This window comes from Pseudomonas fluorescens (assembly GCF_019212185.1).
GTDB lineage: Bacteria > Pseudomonadota > Gammaproteobacteria > Pseudomonadales > Pseudomonadaceae > Aquipseudomonas.
This window is the reverse complement of record NZ_CP078138.1, coordinates 1,538,365-1,559,966: the sequence shown is the minus strand read 5'-3', so window position 1 is coordinate 1,559,966 and position 21,602 is coordinate 1,538,365. Positions and strand designations below refer to the sequence as shown.

The 21,602-nt window shown below is 58.2% G+C and carries 24 protein-coding genes; 7 read left to right on the top strand and 17 right to left on the bottom strand.

The genetic code is table 11. From position 1 onward, the window contains the following. Positions 1–41 precede the first annotated feature (41 nt). Positions 42–968 (top strand): LysR family transcriptional regulator, encoded by a 927-nt coding sequence (locus KW062_RS06775; protein WP_027619007.1) that lies wholly within the window; start codon positions 42–44, stop codon positions 966–968. A gap of 4 nt (positions 969–972) precedes the next feature. Here KW062_RS06775 and KW062_RS06770 read toward each other — a convergent pair whose 3' ends face one another. Beyond that, positions 973–1,335, bottom strand: a complete 363-nt coding sequence (locus tag KW062_RS06770) for a diacylglycerol kinase (protein WP_027619008.1) — start codon at positions 1,333–1,335, stop codon at positions 973–975. Positions 1,336–1,410: 75 nt separating this feature from the next. Next, positions 1,411–2,061 (bottom strand): response regulator transcription factor ErdR, encoded by a 651-nt coding sequence (gene erdR / locus KW062_RS06765; protein ID WP_027619009.1) that lies wholly within the window; start codon positions 2,059–2,061, stop codon positions 1,411–1,413. A gap of 235 nt (positions 2,062–2,296) precedes the next feature. Between erdR and KW062_RS06760 the strand changes: the two genes are divergently transcribed. Continuing rightward, on the top strand, positions 2,297–3,193 hold the full coding sequence (locus KW062_RS06760) for a DMT family transporter (protein WP_027619010.1): 897 nt from the start codon (positions 2,297–2,299) through the stop codon (positions 3,191–3,193). Between the two features lie 3 nt (positions 3,194–3,196). On the opposite strand, the gene KW062_RS06755 is transcribed toward KW062_RS06760, so the two are convergent. Continuing rightward, positions 3,197–3,907 (bottom strand): tRNA-uridine aminocarboxypropyltransferase, encoded by a 711-nt coding sequence (locus tag KW062_RS06755; protein WP_027619011.1) that lies wholly within the window; start codon positions 3,905–3,907, stop codon positions 3,197–3,199. A 190-nt stretch (positions 3,908–4,097) separates the two neighbouring features. On the opposite strand from KW062_RS06755, the gene KW062_RS06750 reads away from it, so the two are divergent. Continuing rightward, the gene (locus KW062_RS06750) at positions 4,098–4,523 is read left to right on the top strand and encodes a PA3611 family quorum-sensing-regulated virulence factor (protein ID WP_027619012.1); all 426 of its coding nucleotides are present in this window, start codon (positions 4,098–4,100) and stop codon (positions 4,521–4,523) included. Positions 4,524–4,526: 3 nt separating this feature from the next. Here the strand turns inward: KW062_RS06750 and KW062_RS06745 are convergent, their stop codons facing one another. Then, positions 4,527–4,718: a hypothetical protein gene (locus tag KW062_RS06745; RefSeq protein WP_027619013.1), complete on the bottom strand. Its 192-nt coding sequence runs from the start codon at positions 4,716–4,718 to the stop codon at positions 4,527–4,529. 335 nt (positions 4,719–5,053) lie between these two features. Here KW062_RS06745 and KW062_RS06740 point away from each other — a divergent pair, with 335 nt between their 5' ends. Continuing rightward, positions 5,054–6,172 (top strand): LOG family protein, encoded by a 1,119-nt coding sequence (locus KW062_RS06740; RefSeq protein ID WP_105755417.1) that lies wholly within the window; start codon positions 5,054–5,056, stop codon positions 6,170–6,172. Positions 6,173–6,209: 37 nt separating this feature from the next. On the opposite strand, the gene recX is transcribed toward KW062_RS06740, so the two are convergent. From recX to KW062_RS06715, 5 genes are all read right to left on the bottom strand, one after another. Next, a complete protein-coding gene (gene recX / locus KW062_RS06735; RefSeq protein WP_027619015.1) occupies positions 6,210–6,677 on the bottom strand; it encodes a recombination regulator RecX in 468 nt (155 codons plus the stop codon). A gap of 8 nt (positions 6,678–6,685) precedes the next feature. After that, positions 6,686–7,744 (bottom strand): recombinase RecA, encoded by a 1,059-nt coding sequence (gene recA, locus KW062_RS06730; protein WP_105755416.1) that lies wholly within the window; start codon positions 7,742–7,744, stop codon positions 6,686–6,688. A gap of 83 nt (positions 7,745–7,827) precedes the next feature. After that, positions 7,828–8,328, bottom strand: coding sequence for a CinA family protein (locus KW062_RS06725; RefSeq protein ID WP_027619017.1), 501 nt, complete (start codon positions 8,326–8,328; stop codon positions 7,828–7,830). 93 nt (positions 8,329–8,421) lie between these two features. Next, positions 8,422–8,772, bottom strand: coding sequence for a phage holin family protein (locus KW062_RS06720; protein WP_027619018.1), 351 nt, complete (start codon positions 8,770–8,772; stop codon positions 8,422–8,424). A 160-nt stretch (positions 8,773–8,932) separates the two neighbouring features. Then, entirely contained in the window at positions 8,933–9,676 is a 744-nt protein-coding gene (locus KW062_RS06715) for a LexA family transcriptional regulator (RefSeq protein ID WP_027619019.1), read from the bottom strand. A gap of 178 nt (positions 9,677–9,854) precedes the next feature. On the opposite strand from KW062_RS06715, the gene mutS reads away from it, so the two are divergent. Both mutS and fdxA read left to right on the top strand, forming a co-directional pair. Then, a complete protein-coding gene (gene mutS, locus KW062_RS06710) occupies positions 9,855–12,434 on the top strand; it encodes a DNA mismatch repair protein MutS (protein WP_027619020.1) in 2,580 nt (859 codons plus the stop codon). Positions 12,435–12,573: 139 nt separating this feature from the next. Continuing rightward, the gene (fdxA, locus tag KW062_RS06705) at positions 12,574–12,897 is read left to right on the top strand and encodes a ferredoxin FdxA (RefSeq protein WP_007908827.1); all 324 of its coding nucleotides are present in this window, start codon (positions 12,574–12,576) and stop codon (positions 12,895–12,897) included. Positions 12,898–13,381: 484 nt separating this feature from the next. Here fdxA and rpoS read toward each other — a convergent pair whose 3' ends face one another. The 8 genes from rpoS to KW062_RS06665 all read right to left on the bottom strand — a co-directional run bounded on the left by rpoS (position 13,382) and on the right by KW062_RS06665 (position 20,593). Next, positions 13,382–14,386 (bottom strand): RNA polymerase sigma factor RpoS, encoded by a 1,005-nt coding sequence (gene rpoS / locus KW062_RS06700; RefSeq protein WP_027619021.1) that lies wholly within the window; start codon positions 14,384–14,386, stop codon positions 13,382–13,384. Positions 14,387–14,491: 105 nt separating this feature from the next. Next, complete coding sequence (locus KW062_RS06695; protein ID WP_027619022.1) at positions 14,492–15,349, bottom strand: peptidoglycan DD-metalloendopeptidase family protein; 858 nt, start codon at positions 15,347–15,349, stop codon at positions 14,492–14,494. Positions 15,350–15,560: 211 nt separating this feature from the next. Then, positions 15,561–16,196: a protein-L-isoaspartate(D-aspartate) O-methyltransferase gene (locus KW062_RS06690; RefSeq protein WP_177327252.1), complete on the bottom strand. Its 636-nt coding sequence runs from the start codon at positions 16,194–16,196 to the stop codon at positions 15,561–15,563. A gap of 41 nt (positions 16,197–16,237) precedes the next feature. Next, complete coding sequence (gene surE, locus KW062_RS06685) at positions 16,238–16,987, bottom strand: 5'/3'-nucleotidase SurE (protein WP_027619024.1); 750 nt, start codon at positions 16,985–16,987, stop codon at positions 16,238–16,240. Next, positions 16,975–18,033, bottom strand: a complete 1,059-nt coding sequence (truD, locus tag KW062_RS06680; RefSeq protein ID WP_105755415.1) for a tRNA pseudouridine(13) synthase TruD — start codon at positions 18,031–18,033, stop codon at positions 16,975–16,977. The genes surE and truD overlap by 13 nt, the downstream gene beginning before the upstream one ends. Continuing rightward, positions 18,030–18,503, bottom strand: coding sequence for a 2-C-methyl-D-erythritol 2,4-cyclodiphosphate synthase (ispF, locus tag KW062_RS06675; RefSeq protein ID WP_027619026.1), 474 nt, complete (start codon positions 18,501–18,503; stop codon positions 18,030–18,032). Before ispF ends, truD begins: the two co-directional genes overlap by 4 nt. A gap of 42 nt (positions 18,504–18,545) precedes the next feature. Continuing rightward, complete coding sequence (gene fghA, locus KW062_RS06670) at positions 18,546–19,391, bottom strand: S-formylglutathione hydrolase (RefSeq protein ID WP_027619027.1); 846 nt, start codon at positions 19,389–19,391, stop codon at positions 18,546–18,548. A gap of 89 nt (positions 19,392–19,480) precedes the next feature. Next, positions 19,481–20,593, bottom strand: coding sequence for an S-(hydroxymethyl)glutathione dehydrogenase/class III alcohol dehydrogenase (locus KW062_RS06665; protein ID WP_027619028.1), 1,113 nt, complete (start codon positions 20,591–20,593; stop codon positions 19,481–19,483). A 108-nt stretch (positions 20,594–20,701) separates the two neighbouring features. On the opposite strand from KW062_RS06665, the gene KW062_RS06660 reads away from it, so the two are divergent. Beyond that, the gene (locus KW062_RS06660) at positions 20,702–21,598 is read left to right on the top strand and encodes a LysR family transcriptional regulator (RefSeq protein WP_027619029.1); all 897 of its coding nucleotides are present in this window, start codon (positions 20,702–20,704) and stop codon (positions 21,596–21,598) included. Positions 21,599–21,602: the final 4 nt, after the last annotated feature.

Below are 21,602 nucleotides of genomic sequence, written 5' to 3'. Positions count from 1 at the left end.
TTAACTGAATTATTAAGATAAGGGTTATCGGTTATATCGATATGCGATTTACTTTACGTCAACTGCAAGTCTTCGTCGCCGTCGCCCAACAAGAGAGCGTGTCGCGGGCTGCCGGCCTGCTCAATCTCTCGCAGTCGGCCGCCAGCACCTCCATCACCGAACTCGAGCGCCAATCGAGCTGCCAATTGTTCGATCGGGCGGGCAAGCGTCTGAGCCTCAATGCCCTGGGTAAACAACTGCTGCCTCAAGCTGTAGCCCTGCTGGACCAGGCCAAGGAAATCGAAGACCTGCTCAACGGCAAGTCCGGATTTGGCTCACTGGCGGTCGGTGCGACGCTGACCATTGGTAATTACCTGGCGACCCTGTTGATCGGCAGCTTCATGCAGCGCCATCCAGAGAGTCAGGTGAAGCTGCACGTACAGAACACAGCCAATATTGTGCATCAGGTCGCGCACTATGAAATTGATCTGGGTCTAATTGAGGGCGATTGTAACCACCCGGATATCGAAGTGCAGAGTTGGGTCGAGGATGAACTGGTGGTGTTCTGCGCCCCCCAGCATCCGCTGGCGGCACGCGGCCATGCGAGCATGGAGGAACTGGCTCACGAAGCCTGGATTCTTCGCGAACAGGGCTCGGGTACGCGCCTGACCTTTGATCAGGCCATGCGCCATCACCGTAGCGCCCTGAATATCCGACTGGAGCTCGAACATACCGAAGCCATCAAGCGTGCCGTGGAGTCAGGCTTGGGGATTGGCTGCATTTCCCGACTGGCCCTGCGCGATGCATTCCGCAGAGGCAGCCTGGTAGCTGTCGAAACGCCAGATCTGGACCTGGCGCGACAGTTCTACTTCATTTGGCACAAACAGAAGTACCAGACTTCGGCCATGCGCGAGTTCCTCGAACTGTGCCGCGCTTTCACCGCCGGGGTGCAGCGCAGCGACGAGATCGTCCTGCCGACCATTGCCTGAACGATCAGATCAGAATGACCGCCCACACCAGCGCAATCATGCTCAATGCCACGAACTGAGCGGCGCTGCCCATGTCCTTGGCGTTTTTCGACAAGGGATGCAGGTCCAGGGAAATTCGGTCAATGGCCGCCTCCACCGCAGAGTTGAGCAACTCCACAATCAACGCCAGCAGGCAGACGGCAATCAACACCGCCTGCTCGACCCGACTGACATTGAGGATGAACGTCAGCGGAATCAGGATGACGTTGAGCAAGACCAATTGACGAAAAGCCGCCTCGCCGGTGAAGGCAGCACGCAGGCCGTCCAAGGAATAGCCGGAAGCGTTGAGGATGCGTTTGAAACCGGTTTGACCTTTGAAAGGTGACATAGAGTAAGCAACTGAACAAAAAGGAGTAGGAAAGCTAGATCAACAAGAGTCAAAAAAGCGTGAATGCAATACCCGTTACTGCGGTGAAATTGACTCAAGTTGTTGCAGGAGCAATGCGGCCTGGGTTCGAGTGCGAACCCCCAACTTGCGAAAGATTGCCGTCACATGAGCTTTGATGGTGGCCTCGGAAACACTCAGCTCGTAGGCGATCTGCTTATTCAGCAACCCTTCACAGACCATGGTCAGCACACGGAATTGCTGAGGTGTCAGACTCGCCAACCCTTCACTGGCAGCCTTGGCCTCTGGTGAGACCGAGACCGCTTCGAACGCCTGCGGCGGCCAGAACACTTCACCGTCAAGCACGGTACGCACTGCCTGCTGAATGACTTCCAGAGAACTGGATTTGGGAATGAAACCACTGGCCCCGAACTCGCGGGATTTGACCATGATCGAGGCTTCCTCCTGCGCCGAGACCATCACCACCGGAATCTGCGGATACTGACCGCGCAGCAGGACCAGCCCGGAAAACCCGTATGCGCCGGGCATATTCAGATCCAGCAGGACCAGATCCCAATCGGCTTTTTCCGTCAATCGGGTTTCCAGTTCCGCAATGCTTGCCACTTCCACCAGGCGCACGTCGGGGCCCAGCCCCAGGGTCACGGCCTGACGCAGCGCACTGCGGAAAAGGGGATGGTCATCGGCAATCAGGATGTCGTATGTGGCCATTTTTCAAATGATCCTGTTTTTATGGCAGACCTAATGCATTCAGGCCTCACCAAAACACTCAAGGTAGCACCAGCAAGCACTACCAACAGGGTACGTTCAACGCCAAGAGCCCAGAAAACCGGCGTTTCAATCTTCGGCCGCACCCTAATCGGCGCCAAGAATGCCCAGCGAATCCGGGGTGGTCAAGCCGCATCCTTTACGGCATCTTAGCTGGCTAACTATTGAGAGTGCCATCATGCAGAGCAAAGCCCTGCGCGCCGATGTCCTGATGTTGATCACCGCCATGATTTGGGGATCAGGATTCGTCGCTCAAACTTCCGGCATGGACCATATCGGTCCCTTCCTTTATTCCGGCCTGCGTTTCGCGATCGGCTCATTGTGCCTGCTGCCGCTGGTGCTGTGGCGTGGCCGCGGTGACGCCGCGCGCCCTGAGGCCTTCCTGACTCGCGGCCTGCTGCTCGGTGGCAGTCTGATGGGACTGGCCCTCGCCCTTGGGATCAACCTGCAACAGGTTGGCCTGCTCTTCACCACCGTCACCAATGCCGGGTTCATTACCGGACTCTACGTCATTGTAGTGCCGCTACTGGGACTGCTGATCGGCCACAAGACCGGACTCGGCACTTGGCTCGGAGCAATCCTGGCGGTCATCGGTATGTTTCTCCTCAGCGTCGGGGATCAATTTCAGGTCGCCTCCGGCGACTGGTTGCAACTGATTGGCGCGTTTGTCTGGGGGGGACATGTGGTACTGGTGGGCGTATTCGCCAGCCGGCACGATCCGATCCGCCTGGCATTCCTGCAGTTCGCCACCTGCTCGTTAGTCAGCCTGATCCTGGCCCTGTGGCTGGAGCCTTTCGATATCAGCGCAATTATCGCCGCCGGCCCGGCCATTCTGTACGGCGGGCTGATTGCCGTCGGTATCGGCTACACGCTGCAAGTCATCGCCCAAAAGGACGCGATTGCCTCTCACGCGGCCATCATTTTTTCGATGGAGGCGGTATTTGCCGCCATCGCCGGCGCCTGGTTGCTGGGTGAGCAACTGAGCACGCGGGGCTACATCGGCTGTGCGCTGATGCTCGCCGGCATGCTGGCGGCGCAGCTCTGGCCGAAAAAACCGCAGCTGGTCACGGCTTGAAGTTTAAAGGTAAGGCTTCAACCGGCTGTGGGGGGCGTCGTCCGGGTCGATTGGCTGCTGGAACTTGGCCGACAGGTAATGGGTGCTGAAGACGTCAAGGTAGGCGTCCAGCACTTCACTGGCCACTTGATCGTCAGCCAACTCAAGGCATAGCGCCGCGACCTCGGCAGTACAGAAGTGATCATCGCGCTTGGAGCGACGCAGTTTGTATCGCGACAGTTGCTCAGGCGCCAGGCTCAGCACCGGTAAGTGCTCGAGATAAGGACTCTTGCGAAACATTTTGCGCGCTTCACTCCAGGTGGCATCCAGCAGAATGAACAAAGGACGCTTTCCCTCTTCCAGCGTGACCTGCGAAACCACCCGCTCGGGAGCGACAAATTCGCCGGGAAACACGATGTAGGGCTGCCATTGCGGATCGGCGATCAGTGCAAGCAGCTCCGGCTCGACTTCAGTACGCGACCAGGCAAATGCACTGGTCTGGTCGATCACATCGGCAATCAGCCAGCCGGTGTTGCTCGGCTTCATCGGCTCGACGTCGTGCATCACCAGGCACATGGCTGACTTGGCAGCGACTGTCGGCCGCCAGGCACACATGCAATGGCTTGGAATCACACGGCAACGGGCGCAACGTTCGGCCCGCGAGCCCCGCGCCACAAAAGGTCTGACGGCCCGCGCCAGACGCAGGGCGCGCAATCGGGAAACGGCGTGGCTCATGACAAGTTTCGACGGCAGATGAATTGAATCGACACGAAAGGCGCTCGGCTGGGCAATAAAGTCGCGCCAGTTTACCAGAGCACTCTGCACAAGCCTGTACCGCCCGCGCCCTGCCCCCTATAATTTCCCGCCACTGAACGCTCAGCCCTGTGACGGGTCGAAGCACCAGTCACTGAATCAGGAGAGTTCCATGCTGCGCCTTATCGTTCCCACCGCCGCCCTGCTACTGGCGCTACCCTTCAGTGCCCAGGCCGCGTCCAAGCAAGACTACGACCTGAACAAGATGCTGCAGAAGGTTGCCCAGGAAAGTAACGTCGGCCTGCCTCGCGAAGTCAGCAACGATATTCTCGACATGGGCTATACCGTCGAAGGCAAGGAATTGATCGACCATTTGAGCGTGCAGAAAGACTATGCCGATCAGATGCGCACCAACCCCAAGGCGGTATACCTGCAATTGGGCGCCAGCGTCTGCCGCAACCCGAACTACCGGAAGCTGATGGCCAAGGGCGCGATCATGCGCTACGAGTTCACCGAGAACAAAACCAATCGCCCGGTCGCTTCGGCCAAATTCCAGGAATCGGATTGCCCGGCGACACCTGCGCAAAAGAAGAAGTAACCACTACGAGCCCGCGCGTCGCTGCTCTTCAGCCGCGCGCAGCTCAGCGACCAGCGCCTGCAAATAGGGCGAGCGCTGCTCTTTACCCTCCAGCCGCCGCCGACATTCCTCTTCGAGGCTCACTTGATGATCCTCGGCTGCCGCTTTCAGCGTTTGGTACAACTGCGCATCGATCTCCAGAATCACCAGAGTCATTGATCCCGCCTCCGTGCCCGTGAATCACCCGTAGCTGCCGATGACTCCCTACCGCTCCTGGTGCCATGCGCCTGCCCTGGACGCATGACTGATGTGTTGTGTCTGTCCTTCAGTTAATCAGAGACTACAGGGGGCAGCGTGCCTTCAGACGGGCGGTGGAAAGTCATTGATCAGCGCTTGCCAGCACAATCACGGGAGGGCCATGATCAAGCCAGCGCAACGGCCGGCGAACGTCTAGATTCAATGTATTGATGTTCAACGTCCGCGGCAGAAAAGGAACTGCCATCCAGCGTCTGGCTCACGAACCGAGGGTTCTGTGTAGAAGGAGAAGTTGAATGCCCTACCAACCGAATGACTCGCTGATACGTCATTTTCAAAGCAACGGCGTCGATCTCGGCAGCAAGATCGAAGAGCAACTCAACCTGGTTTCCCCAAACAGCCCGAACATCCCAATTTACCGCGACATGATGCTGACGGTCCTGCGTATGGCCCAGGACGACCATAATCGCTGGAACGCCAAAATTACCCTGCAAGCCCTACGCGAATTGGAGCACGCGTTCCGCGTCCTCGAACAGTTCAAGGGACGCCGTAAAGTCACGGTATTCGGCTCGGCACGTACACCAGTCGAACACCCGCTGTACGCTCAGGCCCGAGACCTGGGGGAAAAACTCGCGCAATCGGGGCTAATGGTGATCACCGGCGCAGGGGGCGGGATCATGGCCGCCGCCCATGAAGGCGCTGGCCGTGAGCATAGCCTGGGGTTCAACATCACCCTGCCTTTCGAACAGCACGCCAATCCGACAGTGGGCGGCACCGGTAACTTGCTGCCCTTCCACTTTTTCTTTACCCGCAAACTGTTTTTCGTCAAGGAGGCCGACGCCCTGGTGCTGTGCCCCGGCGGTTTCGGCACACTGGATGAAGCCCTGGAAGTCCTGACACTGATTCAGACCGGCAAAAGCCCCCTGGTTCCGGTAGTACTGCTGGATACTCCCGGGGGCACGTTCTGGGAAGGGGCACTGGACTTCATTCGCAATCAACTGGAGGCCAACCACTACATCCTGCCCAACGACCTGAAGCTGGTGCGCCTGGTATACAGCGCTGAAGAGGCGGTGGTGCAGATCAATCAGTTCTACAGCAACTTTCACTCAAGCCGCTGGCTGAAAAACCAGTTCGTGATCCGCATGAACCACCCGCTCAACGAACAGGCGCTGGAGCACATGCAAACCGCCTTCGCCGATCTGTGCCTGAGTGATCAATTCCACCAGCATGAATACCGTGGCGAGGAGCAAGATGAAGCTCAATTCAGCCACCTGACGCGACTGGTATTCAGCTTCAAAGCCCGCGATCACGGGCGTCTGCGCGAACTGGTGGACTACATCAACCTGAGCGACAACTGGGCGAAAACCAAACCTGCAATCCCGAATCACAAACGGGAGCCTGGCAAAGTCACCTGAATGCAAAAGGCCCGACTACTTTCATAGTCGGGCCCGATCAGTCTTCCATTCCTCGGCCGCTGAACAAGCGGCCGATCATCTCCATGGAATAACCTCGATAAGCGAGAAATCGCCCCTGCTTGGCACGTTCACGGGCGTCCACCGGCAACTGCCCGGAAAACTTGCGTCGCCAGACGTCCTCCAACTGTGCCTGCCAGTTGATGCCGCTCTCACGCAGGGCCAACTCGATGTCTGCGCGTTGCAAACCACGCTGCCCCAGCTCTTCGCGGATACGCAGAGGGCCGTAACCCGAGCGGGCGCGGTAGGAAACAAAACTTTCGAGGTAACGCGATTCGGACAGCAGCCCTTCTTCCGTCAAGCGGTCGAGTGCAGTGTCGATCAATTCTTCGGGAGCGCCGCGCTGACGCAATTTGCGCGTCAGCTCGACTCGACCATGCTCGCGTCGCGCGAGCAGGTCCATTGCAGTTCGCCGCACTGCGACGAGGGTATCGAGTACGGCGATCATGGGGTCAATCAGATATCAGCGTCGGCTTCGGCCAGATCATCTTCAGTCTGGTTGACCTTGGCGGCCTCGTGGTTCCCGGCTGGAGACAGCAGCTTGTCGCGAATCTGCTTCTCGAGATTCGCAGCAACGTCCGGATTGTCCGCGAGGAACTTGGCCGAGTTGGCCTTACCCTGACCGATCTTAGTGCCGTTGTAGGCATACCAGGCACCGGACTTCTCGACAAAACCATGCAGTACGCCCAAGTCGATCATCTCACCGTTAAGGTAGATGCCCTTGCCGTAAAGAATCTGGAACTCTGTCTGGCGGAATGGCGCTGCAACCTTGTTTTTGACGACCTTGACGCGGGTCTCGCTGCCGACCACTTCGTCGCCTTCCTTGACCGCGCCAATACGACGGATGTCCAAACGAACCGAAGCATAGAACTTCAACGCGTTACCACCGGTGGTGGTTTCCGGGCTGCCGAACATTACACCAATCTTCATCCGGATCTGGTTGATGAAGATCACCAGGCAGTTGGCGTTCTTGATGTTACCGGTGATTTTACGCAGCGCCTGGGACATCAGACGGGCTTGGAGGCCCACGTGCATGTCACCCATCTCGCCTTCGATTTCAGCCTTCGGTACCAGTGCCGCCACGGAGTCGACGATGATCACGTCAACCGCGTTCGAGCGCACCAACATGTCGGTGATTTCCAGCGCTTGTTCACCGGTATCTGGCTGGGATACCAGCAGGTCATCAACGTTCACGCCCAGCTTGCCGGCGTACTCCGGGTCCAGTGCGTGCTCGGCATCGACGAATGCGCAGGTCGCACCGGCTTTTTGGGCCTGGGCAATCACCGACAGGGTCAGCGTGGTTTTACCGGAGGATTCAGGACCGTAGATTTCAACGATACGGCCTTTTGGCAGACCGCCAATGCCGAGTGCGATGTCCAGACCCAGAGAGCCCGTGGAAATAGCCGGGATCGCCTGACGGTCCTGATCGCCCATACGCATTACGGCACCCTTGCCGAATTGACGTTCGATCTGACCCAGGGCCGCAGCCAAGGCTTTCTTCTTGTTGTCGTCCATTAAAGTCCTCACGTAATCAATAAGGCCTGACGGCCAACACCTGTATAAGTAGACAGTATTATTCCACAGCGATTGTGGATCGCCTACCCCTGATTTGAGATTTCTCCGGCGGCATGCTGCAGCAGCCCCTCTAGCGCGGCCTTCACCGTTTGTCGGCGGACCTCATCGCGGTTACCGGGGAAATGCCGGCACTCGGCAAATACCGCCTCGCCCACGCCCCAGGCCAGCCAGACGGTACCGACTGGCTTGTTCGGCGAGCCGCCATCCGGCCCGGCAATCCCGCTGACGGCCACGGCGAAACGCGCATGACTGGCATGCTGGGCTCCGCGGACCATGGCTTCGACCACTTCACGACTCACCGCGCCAACCTGCTCGAACAATTCGGCTGGCACCTTCAATTGTCGAGTTTTCTGCCGATTGGAATAGGTGACATAACCCGCCTCGAACCATGCCGAGCTGCCGGCGATCCGGGTGATCGCCTCGGCGATACCGCCTCCGGTACAGGACTCGGCAGTGCTGACATGGGCGTTGAGAACCTGCAGACGCCGGCCAAGTTCCGCAGCCAGTTGAGTGATTTCATTCACGGTTATCTCCTTGGTCAGACGGGCGTGCGCTCTACCCTACAGGACCAGATAGCGCTTGCAAGGCTCTGGCTGGGACAAAATGTGAGACGCTGACTAGGACCGATCCCGACCGCGATCATGGGCAATGGATTCAACGACATTGATACGCCGGGCAACCCAGCGTCGATACACGCCGATGGCAAAGTCCGCACCGGCCACCGCCGTCAAACCGCCTAGCGCTCCCGCAGTCCAGGCCGACACATTGGCGGCATACAGCAGCATCACCACCGATACACCGCACATCATGCTGGACCCGGAGCGCAAGATCAGGCGCCGCACCAACGACCAACCCTGCGCACCTTCCTTGTCGGCGCGCCACATCTCCCCCATCACTCCGCCCAGCACTGCGAGCGCCATGACCAGCCATACAGGGATCTCCAGCAGCCCTTGCTGTTCGATTGTCATTTAATACCTCCGGGCTGGACAATGCCGACACCCAGACTATGCATCAATGCATATAAGGTCAATCAGAATGACGCGATCACTGACAAAACAATGCACAAACGCATTAACCCAGACAAGAAAAAACCGCCCTGCGGCGGCCCAATCCCGTATGTGAAAAACCTCAACGGGCGTACATACCCCACCAGAATACGTGCCCCAGAATAACGATCTGCCCAGTCTGAACGTCCTGAAAGCTGTAGTCTTCGTCGGGGTGCTCTTCCCGATTGAAGCTACGCAGGCGAATCCCGCTCGGCAGGCGATACAGCTGCTTAACCCGCAGTTGCCCATTGTGATTGATGGCATACAGGTCGCCATCGACGATGTCGCCGATCCCGCACTTACCAGCGTTGACGCCCACCGTGGCGCCATCGCGCAACACCGGCAACATGCTGTTGCCACGCACGGTCACGCATTTGGCCTGATCGAACTGAACTCCGTTATGCCGCAGGCTGCGCTTGCCGAATCGCAAGCTGGCGCGTTCACTTTCCTCGATGGCAAACCTTCCCGATCCAGCGGCCAATTCGACCTCACGCAAAAAAGGCACGGACACCTCATCGTCATCAATGGGGGTATCGTCATCCCACAAGCTTATGTCCTTGAGCTCCGAGTGTGAGGGCTCACGAGTCGATGAATAACCGGAAACGATCTCCACACGACCGCGCAGTTGGTCGGTACTTACCTGGAAATAGTCGGCGATTTTCGAGATATGCCTGTCCGAGGGATCGGCGATCTTGCCGCCGAGAATCCGTGACAGGGTCGATTGCGGCACGCCAGTACGCCGGTGCAACTCCGTGGGGGAGATGCCGTGCTGATCGAGCAGCGCTCTGAGGACGATGGAAACGTTGCGTTTTTGCATAAATTGCATAATGCATGTTCTTTTGTGCAATGACAAATGCACATTTGCATAAGCACAACCAAGCTCCTGCATGACGTTGATCCTGGGTCGCGCGGACCCGCCCGTGTTAACCTTGCGTCCATCGCGCGAAGGCCTCTGCAGCACCCTCCTTTGCCCATCCTCTTGAATGAATTCACCTGATTAGCCGATGAATAAAGCACTCTCCGACCTGTCCTCCCACACCCCGATGATGCAGCAGTACTGGCGCCTTAAGAACCAGCATCCGGACCAGTTGATGTTCTATCGCATGGGCGATTTCTACGAGATCTTCTATGAAGATGCGAAGAAAGCGGCCAAGCTGCTGGACATCACGCTGACGGCTCGCGGGCAATCGGCGGGCCAGGCGATTCCAATGTGCGGCATTCCGTACCACTCCGCCGAAGGCTACCTCGCGAAACTGGTCAAACTCGGCGAATCGGTGGTGATCTGTGAACAGGTTGGCGACCCTGCAACCAGCAAAGGGCCGGTGGAGCGTCAGGTGGTTCGCATCATCACCCCTGGCACCGTCAGCGACGAAGCGCTGCTCGATGAACGTCGCGACAACCTGATCGCGGCCGTGCTGGGTGACGAGCGCCTGTTTGGCCTGGCCGTGCTGGACATCACCAGTGGCAACTTCACCGTGCTGGAAATCAAGGGTTGGGAAAATCTGCTGGCGGAGTTGGAACGGGTCAATCCGGTCGAATTGATGATTCCGGACGACTGGCCTAAAGACCTGCCTGCCGAAAAGCGTCGCGGTGTTCGCCGCCGTGCGCCTTGGGATTTTGAGCGGGACTCGGCGCTGAAGAGCCTGTGCCAGCAATTTTCCACTCAAGACCTCAAAGGCTTTGGTTGCGAAAACCTGACCCTGGCCATCGGCGCCGCCGGCTGCCTGCTGAGCTACGCCAAGGAGACCCAGCGTACAGCCCTGCCGCACCTGCGCAGCCTGCGCCATGAGCGCCTGGACGACACCGTGGTGTTGGACGGTGCCAGCCGTCGTAACCTGGAACTCGATGTCAATTTGGCCGGCGGTCGCGACAACACTCTGCAATCGGTGGTCGATCGTTGCCAAACCGCCATGGGCAGCCGCTTGCTGACCCGCTGGCTGAACCGCCCGCTGCGCGACCTGACAGTGCTGCAAGCTCGGCAGGGTTCGATCACGTGCCTGCTCGACGGCTATCGATTCGAGAAACTGCAGCCGCAACTCAAGGAAATCGGCGACATCGAGCGCATTCTGGCGCGGATCGGCTTGCGTAACGCTCGCCCTCGCGACTTGGCTCGACTGCGTGATGCCCTCGGCGCCCTGCCCCAGTTGCAACTGGCGATGAGCGAACTGGAGGCGCCGCACCTCATTCAGTTGGCAGTGATTACCAGTACCTATCCGGAACTGGCGGCACTGCTGGAAACCGCCATTATCGACAACCCGCCCGCGGTAATCCGTGATGGCGGCGTGTTGAAAACCGGTTACGACGCCGAACTGGATGAGCTGCAAGCCTTGAGCGAAAACGCTGGCCAGTTCCTGATCGACCTCGAGGCCAGGGAAAAAGCCCGGACCGGCCTGTCCCACTTGAAAGTCGGCTACAACCGAATCCACGGCTACTTTATCGAGTTGCCAAGCAAGCAGGCGGAGCAAGCGCCAGCCGATTACATCCGACGCCAGACACTCAAGGGCGCCGAGCGCTTTATCACGCCGGAGCTCAAGGCTTTTGAAGACAAGGCATTGTCCGCCAAGAGCCGCGCACTGGCGCGCGAAAAAATGCTCTACGAGGCGTTGCTCGAAGACCTGATCAGTCAGTTACCCCCCCTGCAAGATACCGCAGCGGCACTGGCCGAACTGGATGTCCTGAGTAACCTTGCAGAGCGCGCACTCATTCTGGACCTGAACTGCCCTCGTTTCGTCAGCGAACCGTGCATGCGCATCAGTCAGGGTCGTCACCCGGTTGTCGAGCAAGTCCTGACCACACCGTTCGTGGCCAACGACCTGAGCCTTGATGACAACACACGAATGCTGGTGATCACCGGTCCGAATATGGGCGGTAAATCCACCTACATGCGCCAGACCGCATTGATTGTGCTGCTGGCACATATCGGCAGTTTCGTGCCCGCCGCCAGTTGCGAGCTGTCACTGGTGGACCGCATCTTTACCCGTATTGGCTCCAGCGACGATCTGGCAGGCGGACGCTCGACCTTCATGGTGGAAATGAGCGAAACCGCGAACATTCTGCACAACGCCACTGAGCGCAGCCTGGTGCTGATGGACGAAGTCGGTCGCGGAACCAGCACGTTCGACGGTCTGTCCCTGGCTTGGGCCGCCGCCGAGCGCCTGGCTCAATTGCGCGCCTACACCCTGTTCGCCACCCATTACTTCGAACTGACGGTATTGCCGGAAAACCAGCCATTAGTGGCAAACGTGCATCTCAATGCTACCGAGCACAACGAACGCATTGTGTTCTTGCACCACGTACTACCTGGTCCGGCGAGCCAAAGCTACGGCTTGGCGGTCGCACAACTGGCCGGTGTACCGAACGAAGTCATATTGCGGGCTCGCGAGCATTTGAGTCGCCTGGAAACCACCAGCCTGCCCCATGAAGCCCCGGTCCCGGCAAAAGGCAAACCAGCGGTACCACAGCAAAGCGACATGTTCGCCAGCCTGCCTCACCCGGTACTCGACGAACTGGCAAAACTCGATCTGGATGACCTGACACCCCGTCGTGCACTCGAAATGCTCTATACACTGAAGACACGGATCTAACGCTGTCGCCTGCAAGCTGTTAGAATCTCGCGCGGTTTGGGGTGCTGCAGGCAATTAGCCTGGTCTGCAGATGACACTTCCAAACCCAGCGACCCCACCGTGAAGGGGCGCAGCATGCCGCCTGAGGAGAGAATTAGAAATGACCTTCGTCGTCACCGACAACTGCATCAAGTGCAAGTACACCGACTGCGTAGAAGTCTGTCCGGTGGACTGCTTTTACGAAGGCCCGAACTTCCTGGTGATTCACCCGGATGAGTGCATCGACTGCGCCCTGTGCGAGCCGGAATGCCCTGCCGTGGCCATTTTCTCCGAGGACGAAGTCCCGGAAGAGATGCAGGAATTTATTCAATTGAACGTTGAGTTGGCAGAAATCTGGCCCAACATCACCGAGAAGAAAGAGTCGTTGCCAGACGCCGAAGAGTGGGATGGGGTCAAAGGCAAGATCAAAGACCTCGAACGCTGATCCTGGCTTCGCGCTCTCAAAAGGCCCCTCGCGGGCCTTTTTGCTTTTCTGCAGACAAAAAAAGGGGCGGTTTGACCCGCCCACATTTTTTCCCTATTCCCTGTATTCCCTTTCATCGTCCTGATGAATCACGTCCTTGCGATGTTCCTTGACCATCATCCTTGATGGCTGTGTCTGTCCGTCGACACAGGGCTGATATTAGAGAGTTCCCCGGTAAAGACAATCACCCTTGGGAGTTAAACATTCCGTGTAGAAGCGTTCCAATAGATAAATTAATCCTTAAAAAACAGAGCGTTAAAGAATGTACTACATAGAAGCAGAGGACTGCTTCTATGTTTTAAAACTGAACACTTACGAAAGACTAAGCGAAGGCTTACGTAAACCTGAGAAAGAAAACGGTTGGCCAGCGACGTTATACGACACTGGATTAACGCCCAACAAAAAGCCCCGAAACAGGCGGGGCTTTTGTTATCGAGAGAGGCTGTTACTGGAACAGTGACTCACTTGATAATCCATTTTTCTCGAGAATTTCACGCAGGCGCTTCAGTCCTTCGACCTGGATCTGTCTTACCCGCTCACGCGTCAGACCGATTTCCAGACCAACATCCTCCAGCGTGCTGCTCTCATGACCACGCAGACCAAAGCGACGTATTACCACTTCACGCTGCTTGTCCGTAAGTTCAGAGAGCCACTGATCGATGCTTTGCGACAGATCATCGTCCTGGAGCAGTTCGCAGGGATCGGTGGGACGGTCGTCGGTGAGGGTGTCCAGCAGGGTTTTATCCGAGTCCGGACCCAGCGAGACGTCGACCGAAGAAACCCGCTCATTCAGGCCCAGCATGCGCTTGACCTCTCCTACCGGTTTCTCCAGCAGGTTGGCGATTTCTTCAGGGGAAGGTTCGTGATCGAGTTTTTGGGTCAGCTCACGTGCCGCACGGAGGTAGACGTTGAGCTCCTTGACCACATGAATCGGCAGCCGGATGGTCCGGGTCTGATTCATGATTGCGCGCTCGATGGTCTGACGAATCCACCAGGTTGCATAGGTCGAGAAACGGAAGCCGCGTTCCGGATCAAATTTTTCTACCGCCCGGATCAATCCGAGGTTGCCCTCTTCGATCAGGTCAAGCAATGACAATCCCCGATTGACATAGCGCCGGGCGATTTTCACCACCAGTCGCAAGTTGCTTTCAATCATGCGTTTGCGCCCAGCCGGATCACCACTTTGCGACAGCCGCGCAAAATGTACTTCTTCTTCCGGTGAGAGCAAGGGGGAAAAGCCGATTTCATTGAGATACAGCTGGGTGGCGTCTAGCGCCCGGGTGTAATCAATGTACTTGTGTTGCTTGAGTGAGGCGGAGTGTTTGGATTTTACGCGAGCTGAGGGCGTAGCAGCCCCATCATTCGACGTCTGATCCGATGCGACGTCGGTCTCCATCAGGAGAACCTCATCGTCGATGTCAAACTCCGGCACTTCTTTACTGAGAGCCATTGTTATAGTCCTTTGGTGAGTTCGACCTCAAGCTCTAGCGGCGCCCTTATCCTTGGCAACGCTGGAGCCTGTTCCCTCTACGTGACGGAACAGGCTGGAAGCACATCAACGACGTGGCAGGAATTGCAGCGGATCGACTGGTTTACCTTGGCGGCGAATCTCAAAATGCAGTTTCACCCGGTCTGTACCCGTTGACCCCATTTCGGCAATTGTCTGCCCGACCTTGACCTGCTGCCCCTCCCGAACCAACAGCCTGCGGTTGTGACCGTAGGCACTGACGTAGGTATCGCTGTGTTTGATGATGACCAACTCGCCGTAGCCCCGCAAGCCACTCCCGGCGTAAACCACTGTCCCATCAGACGCAGCTAAAACAGGCTGTCCCAAATCTCCGGCGATATCAATTCCTTTATTCAAACTACCGTTTGAAGAGAATTTTCCAATCAAAATGCCATTAGATGGCCATCCCCAGCCCGTCGGCGCCGGTCCCGCTGGTGGCAAAGGCGCAGGCGTCGGCTTGCTGGCAACGCTCGGAGCAACAGCGGTCGTAGTGGTGCCAGTCGCCGAAGCCGGACGTCGAGTGACGGTGAATTTGCCCGACGGAGAACTGGTGGTAGTGGACGACGCTACCACCGGCGTCGGCGTTGAACCGGTACGGCCATCAAAGCGAATCGTCTGACCCGGATGTATCGTATAGGGCGCAGGAATGTTGTTGCGGGCCGCGAGGGCCTTGTAGTCCCAACCGTAGCGAAAAGCGATCGAAAACAGCGTATCGCCGCGACGGACTACATACTGGCCGGTGGTGACAGCAGGACGCTGGGCGGCAGTGTTATTACGATCGACGACCCGCACGTCACTCGACTTCGTGCTTGAACAACCGACCAGCAATGAGCTCAAGACAAGGCCAGTCACCAGGCACTGAAAGCTTTTTGTACCAATACACTGCGCAATGACTTTGAGACTCACCCGCCGCTCCCTTTCTGGTGGCTGAAATAGAAATTTGCCTGGTTCAGGCATGAAGTGTCGCAAGTATAACTGGCCGTTCGTGCTTTACCGGCGCTGAAGCAAAATCGGCGCACGCACACGTTTGCCTGTTGCTCCAAGATCGCGTTTAACCAATCCTTGCCGCAGTAAGACCAAGGCAATTGACGAGAATTCAGCGGTGTTTAACAAATGCTCAGGCCAGTGGCCCATTGAGCAATGGGACGAAGCGAACCGCCCCCAGAACACGTCTGGAAAAACCTTGCTCCTCGCGAATGATCAACATCAATTGCTGGACCTCACCCGAGCCAACCGGAATCACCAGGCGACCACCAGGCGCCAATTGATCAAGCAACGCCTGAGGCACATCGGTCGCCACCGCTGTGACGATAATGCCGTTGTACGGTGCCAGCGCCGGCCAGCCTTCCCAGCCATCTCCCCAGCGAAATACCACATTGCGCAAGTTCAACTCGACCAGGCGCTCCTTGGCCCGATCCTGCAGCACCTTGATGCGCTCGACCGAAAAAACCCGTTCGACCAGTTGCGACAACACCGCCGTCTGATAGCCGGATCCGGTACCGATTTCCATCACCTTGTCCAAAGGGCCCGCCTCCAATAACAGCTCGCTCATGCGCGCCACCATGTAAGGCTGGGAAATGGTCTGGTTGTGGCCTATCGGCAATGCCGTGTCTTCATAAGCACGATGGGCCAAGGCCTCATCGACGAACAAATGACGTGGCGTACGGCGGATGACCTCCAGGACCTGAGGGTTACTCACCCCCTCTTCGTAAAGACGCTGGATCAATCGTTCACGGGTGCGCTGGGAGGTCATGCCGATCCCCCGGCGCAGCATGTCGTCCTGCTCACGCCCCATCAGCGCAAACCCTCCAGCCAGCCATCGAGACGAGCAAAGGCATCATTGAAGGTGCGATCGAGTTGCAGCGGCGTGATCGATACGTAGCCCTGCATGACAGCGTGAAAGTCCGTGCCCGGCCCCCCGTCTTCAGCATCGCCGGCCGCGGCAATCCAGTAACCGGCCTTGCCACGCGGATCGACCACTTTGATCGGTGCCGCAGCACGAGCCCGGTGCCCCAGGCGGGTCAGCTGGATCCCACGGATGTGATCCAGCGGCAAGTTGGGAATGTTCACGTTCAACACCGTACGCGGCGGCAGATCCAGCTCGGCATGCGCGGCAACCAGCTTGCGCGCAAAGTAAGCCGCCGTCGGCAGATTTTCGACCTGGCGCGACACCAGGGAAAAGGCAAAAGACGGCGCCGCAAGGAACCGTCCTTCAAGCGCGGCGGCGACCGTACCGGAATACAGCACGTCATCCCCCAGGTTGGCCCCCAGGTTGATCCCAGACACCACCATATCCGGCTCGTGCGCCAGCAGCCCATTGAGGCCCAGGTGCACACAGTCGGTCGGGGTGCCGTTGAGGCTGATGAAGCCATTGGGCAGGGTGTGCGGATGCAACGGACGGTCGAGGGTCAGCGAGCTGCTGGCGCCACTTTTGTCCTGGTCCGGGGCAACCACCACGCACTCGGCATAATCCGCCAGCGCAGCATGCAGCGCGGCGAGACCGGGTGCCATGACCCCGTCGTCGTTAGAAATCAGAATACGCATGGGCTGTCCGTCTGCCCCACCGGCACCAGATCGACGAGTTCACGCACCAATACAGTGGCGAAGCATCCGGCCGGCAGGACGAATTCCAATTGCAGAATGTCAGGCGAAGGATAATGCCACGTCAACCCGCCAATGGGCAGCCGCAAGATACGCCGCTCCTGGCTCATTCCAGCGTTTGCCAACCAGTCGCGCAAATCGGCTTCGTCATTAGCGATCCGTTGCTCCAGTTCATGGGTCGAACCGGTGGCTGGTGAATCACCCTCCCCCCACTGCGGCCCGGTGGGGTGCAAGTCGAGGATGGCCAGGCGCGGGTCGTTGCATTCAGCAACGCCTGCGGGGAAGAAACTGCGGCTGTCAGTAAAGGCCAGCAGATCGCCGACCTGTGCACGCTGCCAACTGCCATCGGCGACACGGGCCGCCAACACCTGGTTGAACAGGAAGCTGCGGGCGGTCGAGAGCAACCGGGAGCGCACGTTGCGCTGCTCCGGCAATGCCTTGCGGGCCGCCCAGTCGCGAGCATCAACGACGTTGCCACCGTTATGCCCGAATCGCTGGGCGCCAAAATAATTGGGGATGCCCTGTTTGGCGATCAACTGCAGACGCGCCTCGATTGCCTCGCGGTCGCCCGCAAACTGAGTCAGGCGCAGGGTAAAGCCATTGGCCGAATGGGCGCCGCGCTGCAGCTTGCGCCTGTGCCGGGCGGTCTTGAGGATTTTCAGGGTGGCGTTTTCTGCGCCTGACAGATCAGGGTCGGCCTTGCCCGGCAATTGCACGCTGAACCATTGGCGAGTCAGGGCCTGGCGATCTTTCAACCCGGCATAGCTGACGGTGCGCAATGGCACGCCTGCCGCCTTGGCGATGCGGCGGGCGGCCTCTTCAGTATTCAGGCCACGCTTCTCGACCCAGATCCACAGGTGTTCGCCGTCGCCGGTCAACGGGATGTCGAGCACCTCATCAACCTGGAAATCTTCGGCGATGGCTTTTAGAGCGGCGGTTCCCAAGGGTTCGCCGTAGGCACGCGGGCCAAGCAATTGCAGTTCATTCATGAGCGTAGCAACAAGGCAACGGAATGCACCGCGATGCCTTCCTCACGGCCAACGAAACCAAGTTTTTCGGTGGTTGTGGCTTTCACGTTTACCTGGTCCAGTTCAACTTGCAGATCCGCGGCAATCAGCGCGCGCATCGCTTCGATATGCGGTGCCATTTTCGGCGCCTGGGCAACGATGGTGTTATCGACATTGCCGACCTTCCAGCCCTTGGCGTGAATCAGCGCGACCACATGACGCAACAGCACGCGGCTGTCCGCGCCCTTGAATTGCGGATCGGTATCCGGGAAGTGCTTGCCGATATCGCCCAGCGCAGCGGCACCCAGCAAGGCATCGCTCAATGCATGCAACAACACGTCGCCGTCGGAGTGGGCGAGCAGCCCGAAGCTGTGGGCAATTCGCACACCGCCCAGAGTAATGAAGTCGCCTTGCGCGAAACGGTGCACATCGTAGCCGTGGCCAATACGCATAAAAAAACGCCCTGATTGAGTCAGGGCGTGATTCTACCTGCTTTAGGCGTTCAGGGCGTGCGCGTGATGCCGCAAGTGATCGTCAATGAAGCTCGCGATGAAAAAATAGCTGTGGTCGTAGCCGGGTTGCAGGCGCAGGGTCAGCGGATGACCTGCCTGCCTGGCCGCCTGCTGCAAAGCTTCGGGCTTGAGTTGCGTGACCAGGAAGTCATCCCGATCGCCCTGGTCGACCAGCAATGGCAGTTTTTCCGAGCCTTCGCTGATTAGCACTGAGGCATCCCACTCACGCCATTTCGAGCGTTCTTCGCCCAAGTATCGCGAGAAGGCTTTCTGGCCCCAGGGGCAATCCATCGGATTGTTGATCGGCGAGAACGCCGATACCGATTGATAGCGTCCGGGATTGCGCAGCGCGCAGACCAGGGCACCGTGGCCGCCCATGGAGTGACCGCTGACACCACGTTTGTCCGAGGCCGGAAAATGCGCCTCAACCAACGCCGGCAACTCTTGCACCACGTAGTCATGCATCCGATAGTGTTTGGCCCATGGTTCCTGGGTAGCGTTGAGATAAAACCCCGCACCCAGACCGAAATCCCAAGCACCATCCGGATCACCCGGCACACCGGCACCACGCGGGCTGGTATCGGGAGCGACGATGATCAGCCCCAACTCGGCGGCCAGGCGCATGGCACCCGCTTTTTGCATGAAATTCTCATCGGTACAGGTCAAGCCCGACAACCAATACAGCACCGGCAACTTGCCACCCTGCTCGGCCTGAGGCGGCAGGTACACGGCAAATACCATGTCGCAACCCAGCACTTCGGAATGATGCCGATAGCGCTTATGCCAGCCACCGAAGCTCTTCTGACACGAAATATTTTCCAGACTCATGGACGCACCTCAGGCTTCAAGCTGCAAGCTCCTGCGGCAAAGAGGCACAGCCTCTTGCCGCTTGAAACTTACAACTTGTCGCTGCTGCTTTAGAAATGGATGACAGTACGAATGCTTTTGCCTTCATGCATCAGGTCAAAAGCCTTGTTGATGTCTTCCAGGCCCATGGTGTGAGTGATGAAGGTATCCAGCGGGATTTCGCCGGTCTGGGCCATTTCCACGTAGCTAGGCAGTTCACTGCGGCCGCGCACGCCACCGAACGCCGAACCACGCCAGACGCGACCGGTCACCAGTTGGAAAGGACGGGTGGCGATTTCCTGGCCAGCACCGGCTACACCGATGATCACCGATTCACCCCAACCTTTGTGGCAGCACTCCAGGGCTGCACGCATCAGTTGCACATTGCCGATGCACTCGAAGGAAAAATCGACACCGCCATCGGTCATGTCGACGATCACTTCCTGGATCGGACGGTCGAAATCTTTCGGATTCACGCAGTCGGTGGCACCCAATTGCTTGGCAATTTCAAACTTCGCCGGGTTGATGTCGATGGCGATGATCCGGGCTGCCTTGGCCTTGACTGCGCCGATCACTGCCGACAGGCCGATACCGCCCAGACCGAAAATGGCCACGGTGTCGCCCGGCTTGACCTTGGCGGTATTGATCACTGCACCGATGCCGGTGGTGACGCCGCAACCCAGCAGGCAGACTTTTTCCAGCGGTGCATCCTTGGCAATTTTCGCCACGGAGATTTCCGGTAGCACGGTGTACTCGGAAAAGGTCGATGTGCCCATGTAGTGGAAAATCGGCTGCCCCTTGTAGGAGAAGCGCGTGGTGCCGTCCGGCATCAGGCCTTTGCCTTGGGTGGCGCGGATGGCCTGGCACAGGTTGGTCTTGCCCGACTTGCAGAATTTGCACTGGCCGCATTCCGGGGTGTACAGCGGGATCACGTGGTCGCCCACGGCTACCGAGGTCACGCCTTCACCAATGGCTTCGACCACGGCACCGCCTTCATGACCAAGGATCGACGGAAAAATGCCTTCCGGATCGGCGCCCGACAATGTGTAGGCATCGGTATGACACACACCGGAGGCAACGACCCGCAGGAGCACTTCCCCAGCCTTCGGCATCGCGACGTCGACTTCAACGATCTCAAGGGGTTTCTTGGCCTCGAAGGCAACGGCGGCGCGCGACTTGATCATCCTGACTCTCCAGTGTGAATAAAAACGAAGCATCGAGTGTAAAACACTGTCGAACGATGAATAATCCAACCAAAAGCAAAACATTATTGCTGCACAGGGATAATCATGATGTCCGAAAATCGCTGGGAGGGCATTGACGAATTCGTCGCCGTTGCCGAATGCAGCCAGTTCACCGCCGCAGCTGAACGCTTGGGGGTTTCTTCCTCGCATATCAGTCGACAAGTCGTACGACTGGAAGAGCGCCTGCAAACCCGTCTGCTCTATCGCAGCACCCGACGCGTCACCCTGACCGAAGCCGGACAGACCTTCCTTCAACATTGCCAGCGCCTGCAGGATGGCCGCGAAGAGGCATTACGTGCGGTAGGCGACCTTACCAGCGAGCCCAAGGGCATGTTGCGCATGACCTGTGCCGTGGCCTATGGCGAACGCTTCATCGTGCCACTGGTCACCCGCTTCATGGGGCTTTATCCGCAACTGCGGGTCGATATCGAATTGAGCAATCGTCCATTGGACCTGGTACATGAAGGCTTGGACCTAGCGATCCGCCTCGGGCGCCTGCAAGACTCGCGACTGGTGGCGACTCGCCTGGCGCCACGGCGCATGTACCTGTGCGCATCGCCCTCCTACCTTGAGCATTACGGCCGCCCCCACAGCCTCTCGGAGCTCAGCCGCCATAACTGCCTGGTGGGGAGTTCGGATCTGTGGCAACTGGCCCAGGACGGGCGAGAGTTTTCCCAACGTATCCAGGGCAACTGGCGCTGCAACAGTGGCCAGGCAGTGCTCGATGCCGCGCTTCAGGGTGTGGGCTTGTGTCAGTTGCCGGATTATTACGTACTGGAACATCTGAACAGCGGCGCACTGATATCACTGCTCGACGCTCACCAGCCCCCCAATACCGCTGTTTGGGCGCTGTATCCGCAACAACGGCATCTATCGCCCAAGGTGCGTAAGCTGGTGGATTACTTGAAGGAAGGTTTGGCCGAGCGGCCGGAGTACCAAGGCTGAGGCA

Bases quoted from the DNA above. Each gene is read 5' to 3' on its own strand.
- KW062_RS06775 (WP_027619007.1), top strand. From the start codon at position 42: ATGCGATTTACTTTACGTCAACTGCAAGTCTTCGTCGCCGTCGCCCAA.
- KW062_RS06770 (WP_027619008.1), bottom strand. From the start codon at position 1,335: ATGTCACCTTTCAAAGGTCAAACCGGTTTCAAACGCATCCTCAACGCT.
- erdR (WP_027619009.1), bottom strand. From the start codon at position 2,061: ATGGCCACATACGACATCCTGATTGCCGATGACCATCCCCTTTTCCGC.
- KW062_RS06760 (WP_027619010.1), top strand. From the start codon at position 2,297: ATGCAGAGCAAAGCCCTGCGCGCCGATGTCCTGATGTTGATCACCGCC.
- KW062_RS06755 (WP_027619011.1), bottom strand. From the start codon at position 3,907: ATGAGCCACGCCGTTTCCCGATTGCGCGCCCTGCGTCTGGCGCGGGCC.
- KW062_RS06750 (WP_027619012.1), top strand. From the start codon at position 4,098: ATGCTGCGCCTTATCGTTCCCACCGCCGCCCTGCTACTGGCGCTACCC.
- KW062_RS06745 (WP_027619013.1), bottom strand. From the start codon at position 4,718: ATGACTCTGGTGATTCTGGAGATCGATGCGCAGTTGTACCAAACGCTG.
- KW062_RS06740 (WP_105755417.1), top strand. From the start codon at position 5,054: ATGCCCTACCAACCGAATGACTCGCTGATACGTCATTTTCAAAGCAAC.
- recX (WP_027619015.1), bottom strand. From the start codon at position 6,677: ATGATCGCCGTACTCGATACCCTCGTCGCAGTGCGGCGAACTGCAATG.
- recA (WP_105755416.1), bottom strand. From the start codon at position 7,744: ATGGACGACAACAAGAAGAAAGCCTTGGCTGCGGCCCTGGGTCAGATC.
- KW062_RS06720 (WP_027619018.1), bottom strand. From the start codon at position 8,772: ATGACAATCGAACAGCAAGGGCTGCTGGAGATCCCTGTATGGCTGGTC.
- KW062_RS06715 (WP_027619019.1), bottom strand. From the start codon at position 9,676: ATGCAATTTATGCAAAAACGCAACGTTTCCATCGTCCTCAGAGCGCTG.
- mutS (WP_027619020.1), top strand. From the start codon at position 9,855: ATGAATAAAGCACTCTCCGACCTGTCCTCCCACACCCCGATGATGCAG.
- fdxA (WP_007908827.1), top strand. From the start codon at position 12,574: ATGACCTTCGTCGTCACCGACAACTGCATCAAGTGCAAGTACACCGAC.
- rpoS (WP_027619021.1), bottom strand. From the start codon at position 14,386: ATGGCTCTCAGTAAAGAAGTGCCGGAGTTTGACATCGACGATGAGGTT.
- KW062_RS06690 (WP_177327252.1), bottom strand. From the start codon at position 16,196: ATGACCTCCCAGCGCACCCGTGAACGATTGATCCAGCGTCTTTACGAA.
- surE (WP_027619024.1), bottom strand. From the start codon at position 16,987: ATGCGTATTCTGATTTCTAACGACGACGGGGTCATGGCACCCGGTCTC.
- truD (WP_105755415.1), bottom strand. From the start codon at position 18,033: ATGAATGAACTGCAATTGCTTGGCCCGCGTGCCTACGGCGAACCCTTG.
- ispF (WP_027619026.1), bottom strand. From the start codon at position 18,503: ATGCGTATTGGCCACGGCTACGATGTGCACCGTTTCGCGCAAGGCGAC.
- fghA (WP_027619027.1), bottom strand. From the start codon at position 19,391: ATGAGTCTGGAAAATATTTCGTGTCAGAAGAGCTTCGGTGGCTGGCAT.
- KW062_RS06665 (WP_027619028.1), bottom strand. From the start codon at position 20,593: ATGATCAAGTCGCGCGCCGCCGTTGCCTTCGAGGCCAAGAAACCCCTT.
- KW062_RS06660 (WP_027619029.1), top strand. From the start codon at position 20,702: ATGTCCGAAAATCGCTGGGAGGGCATTGACGAATTCGTCGCCGTTGCC.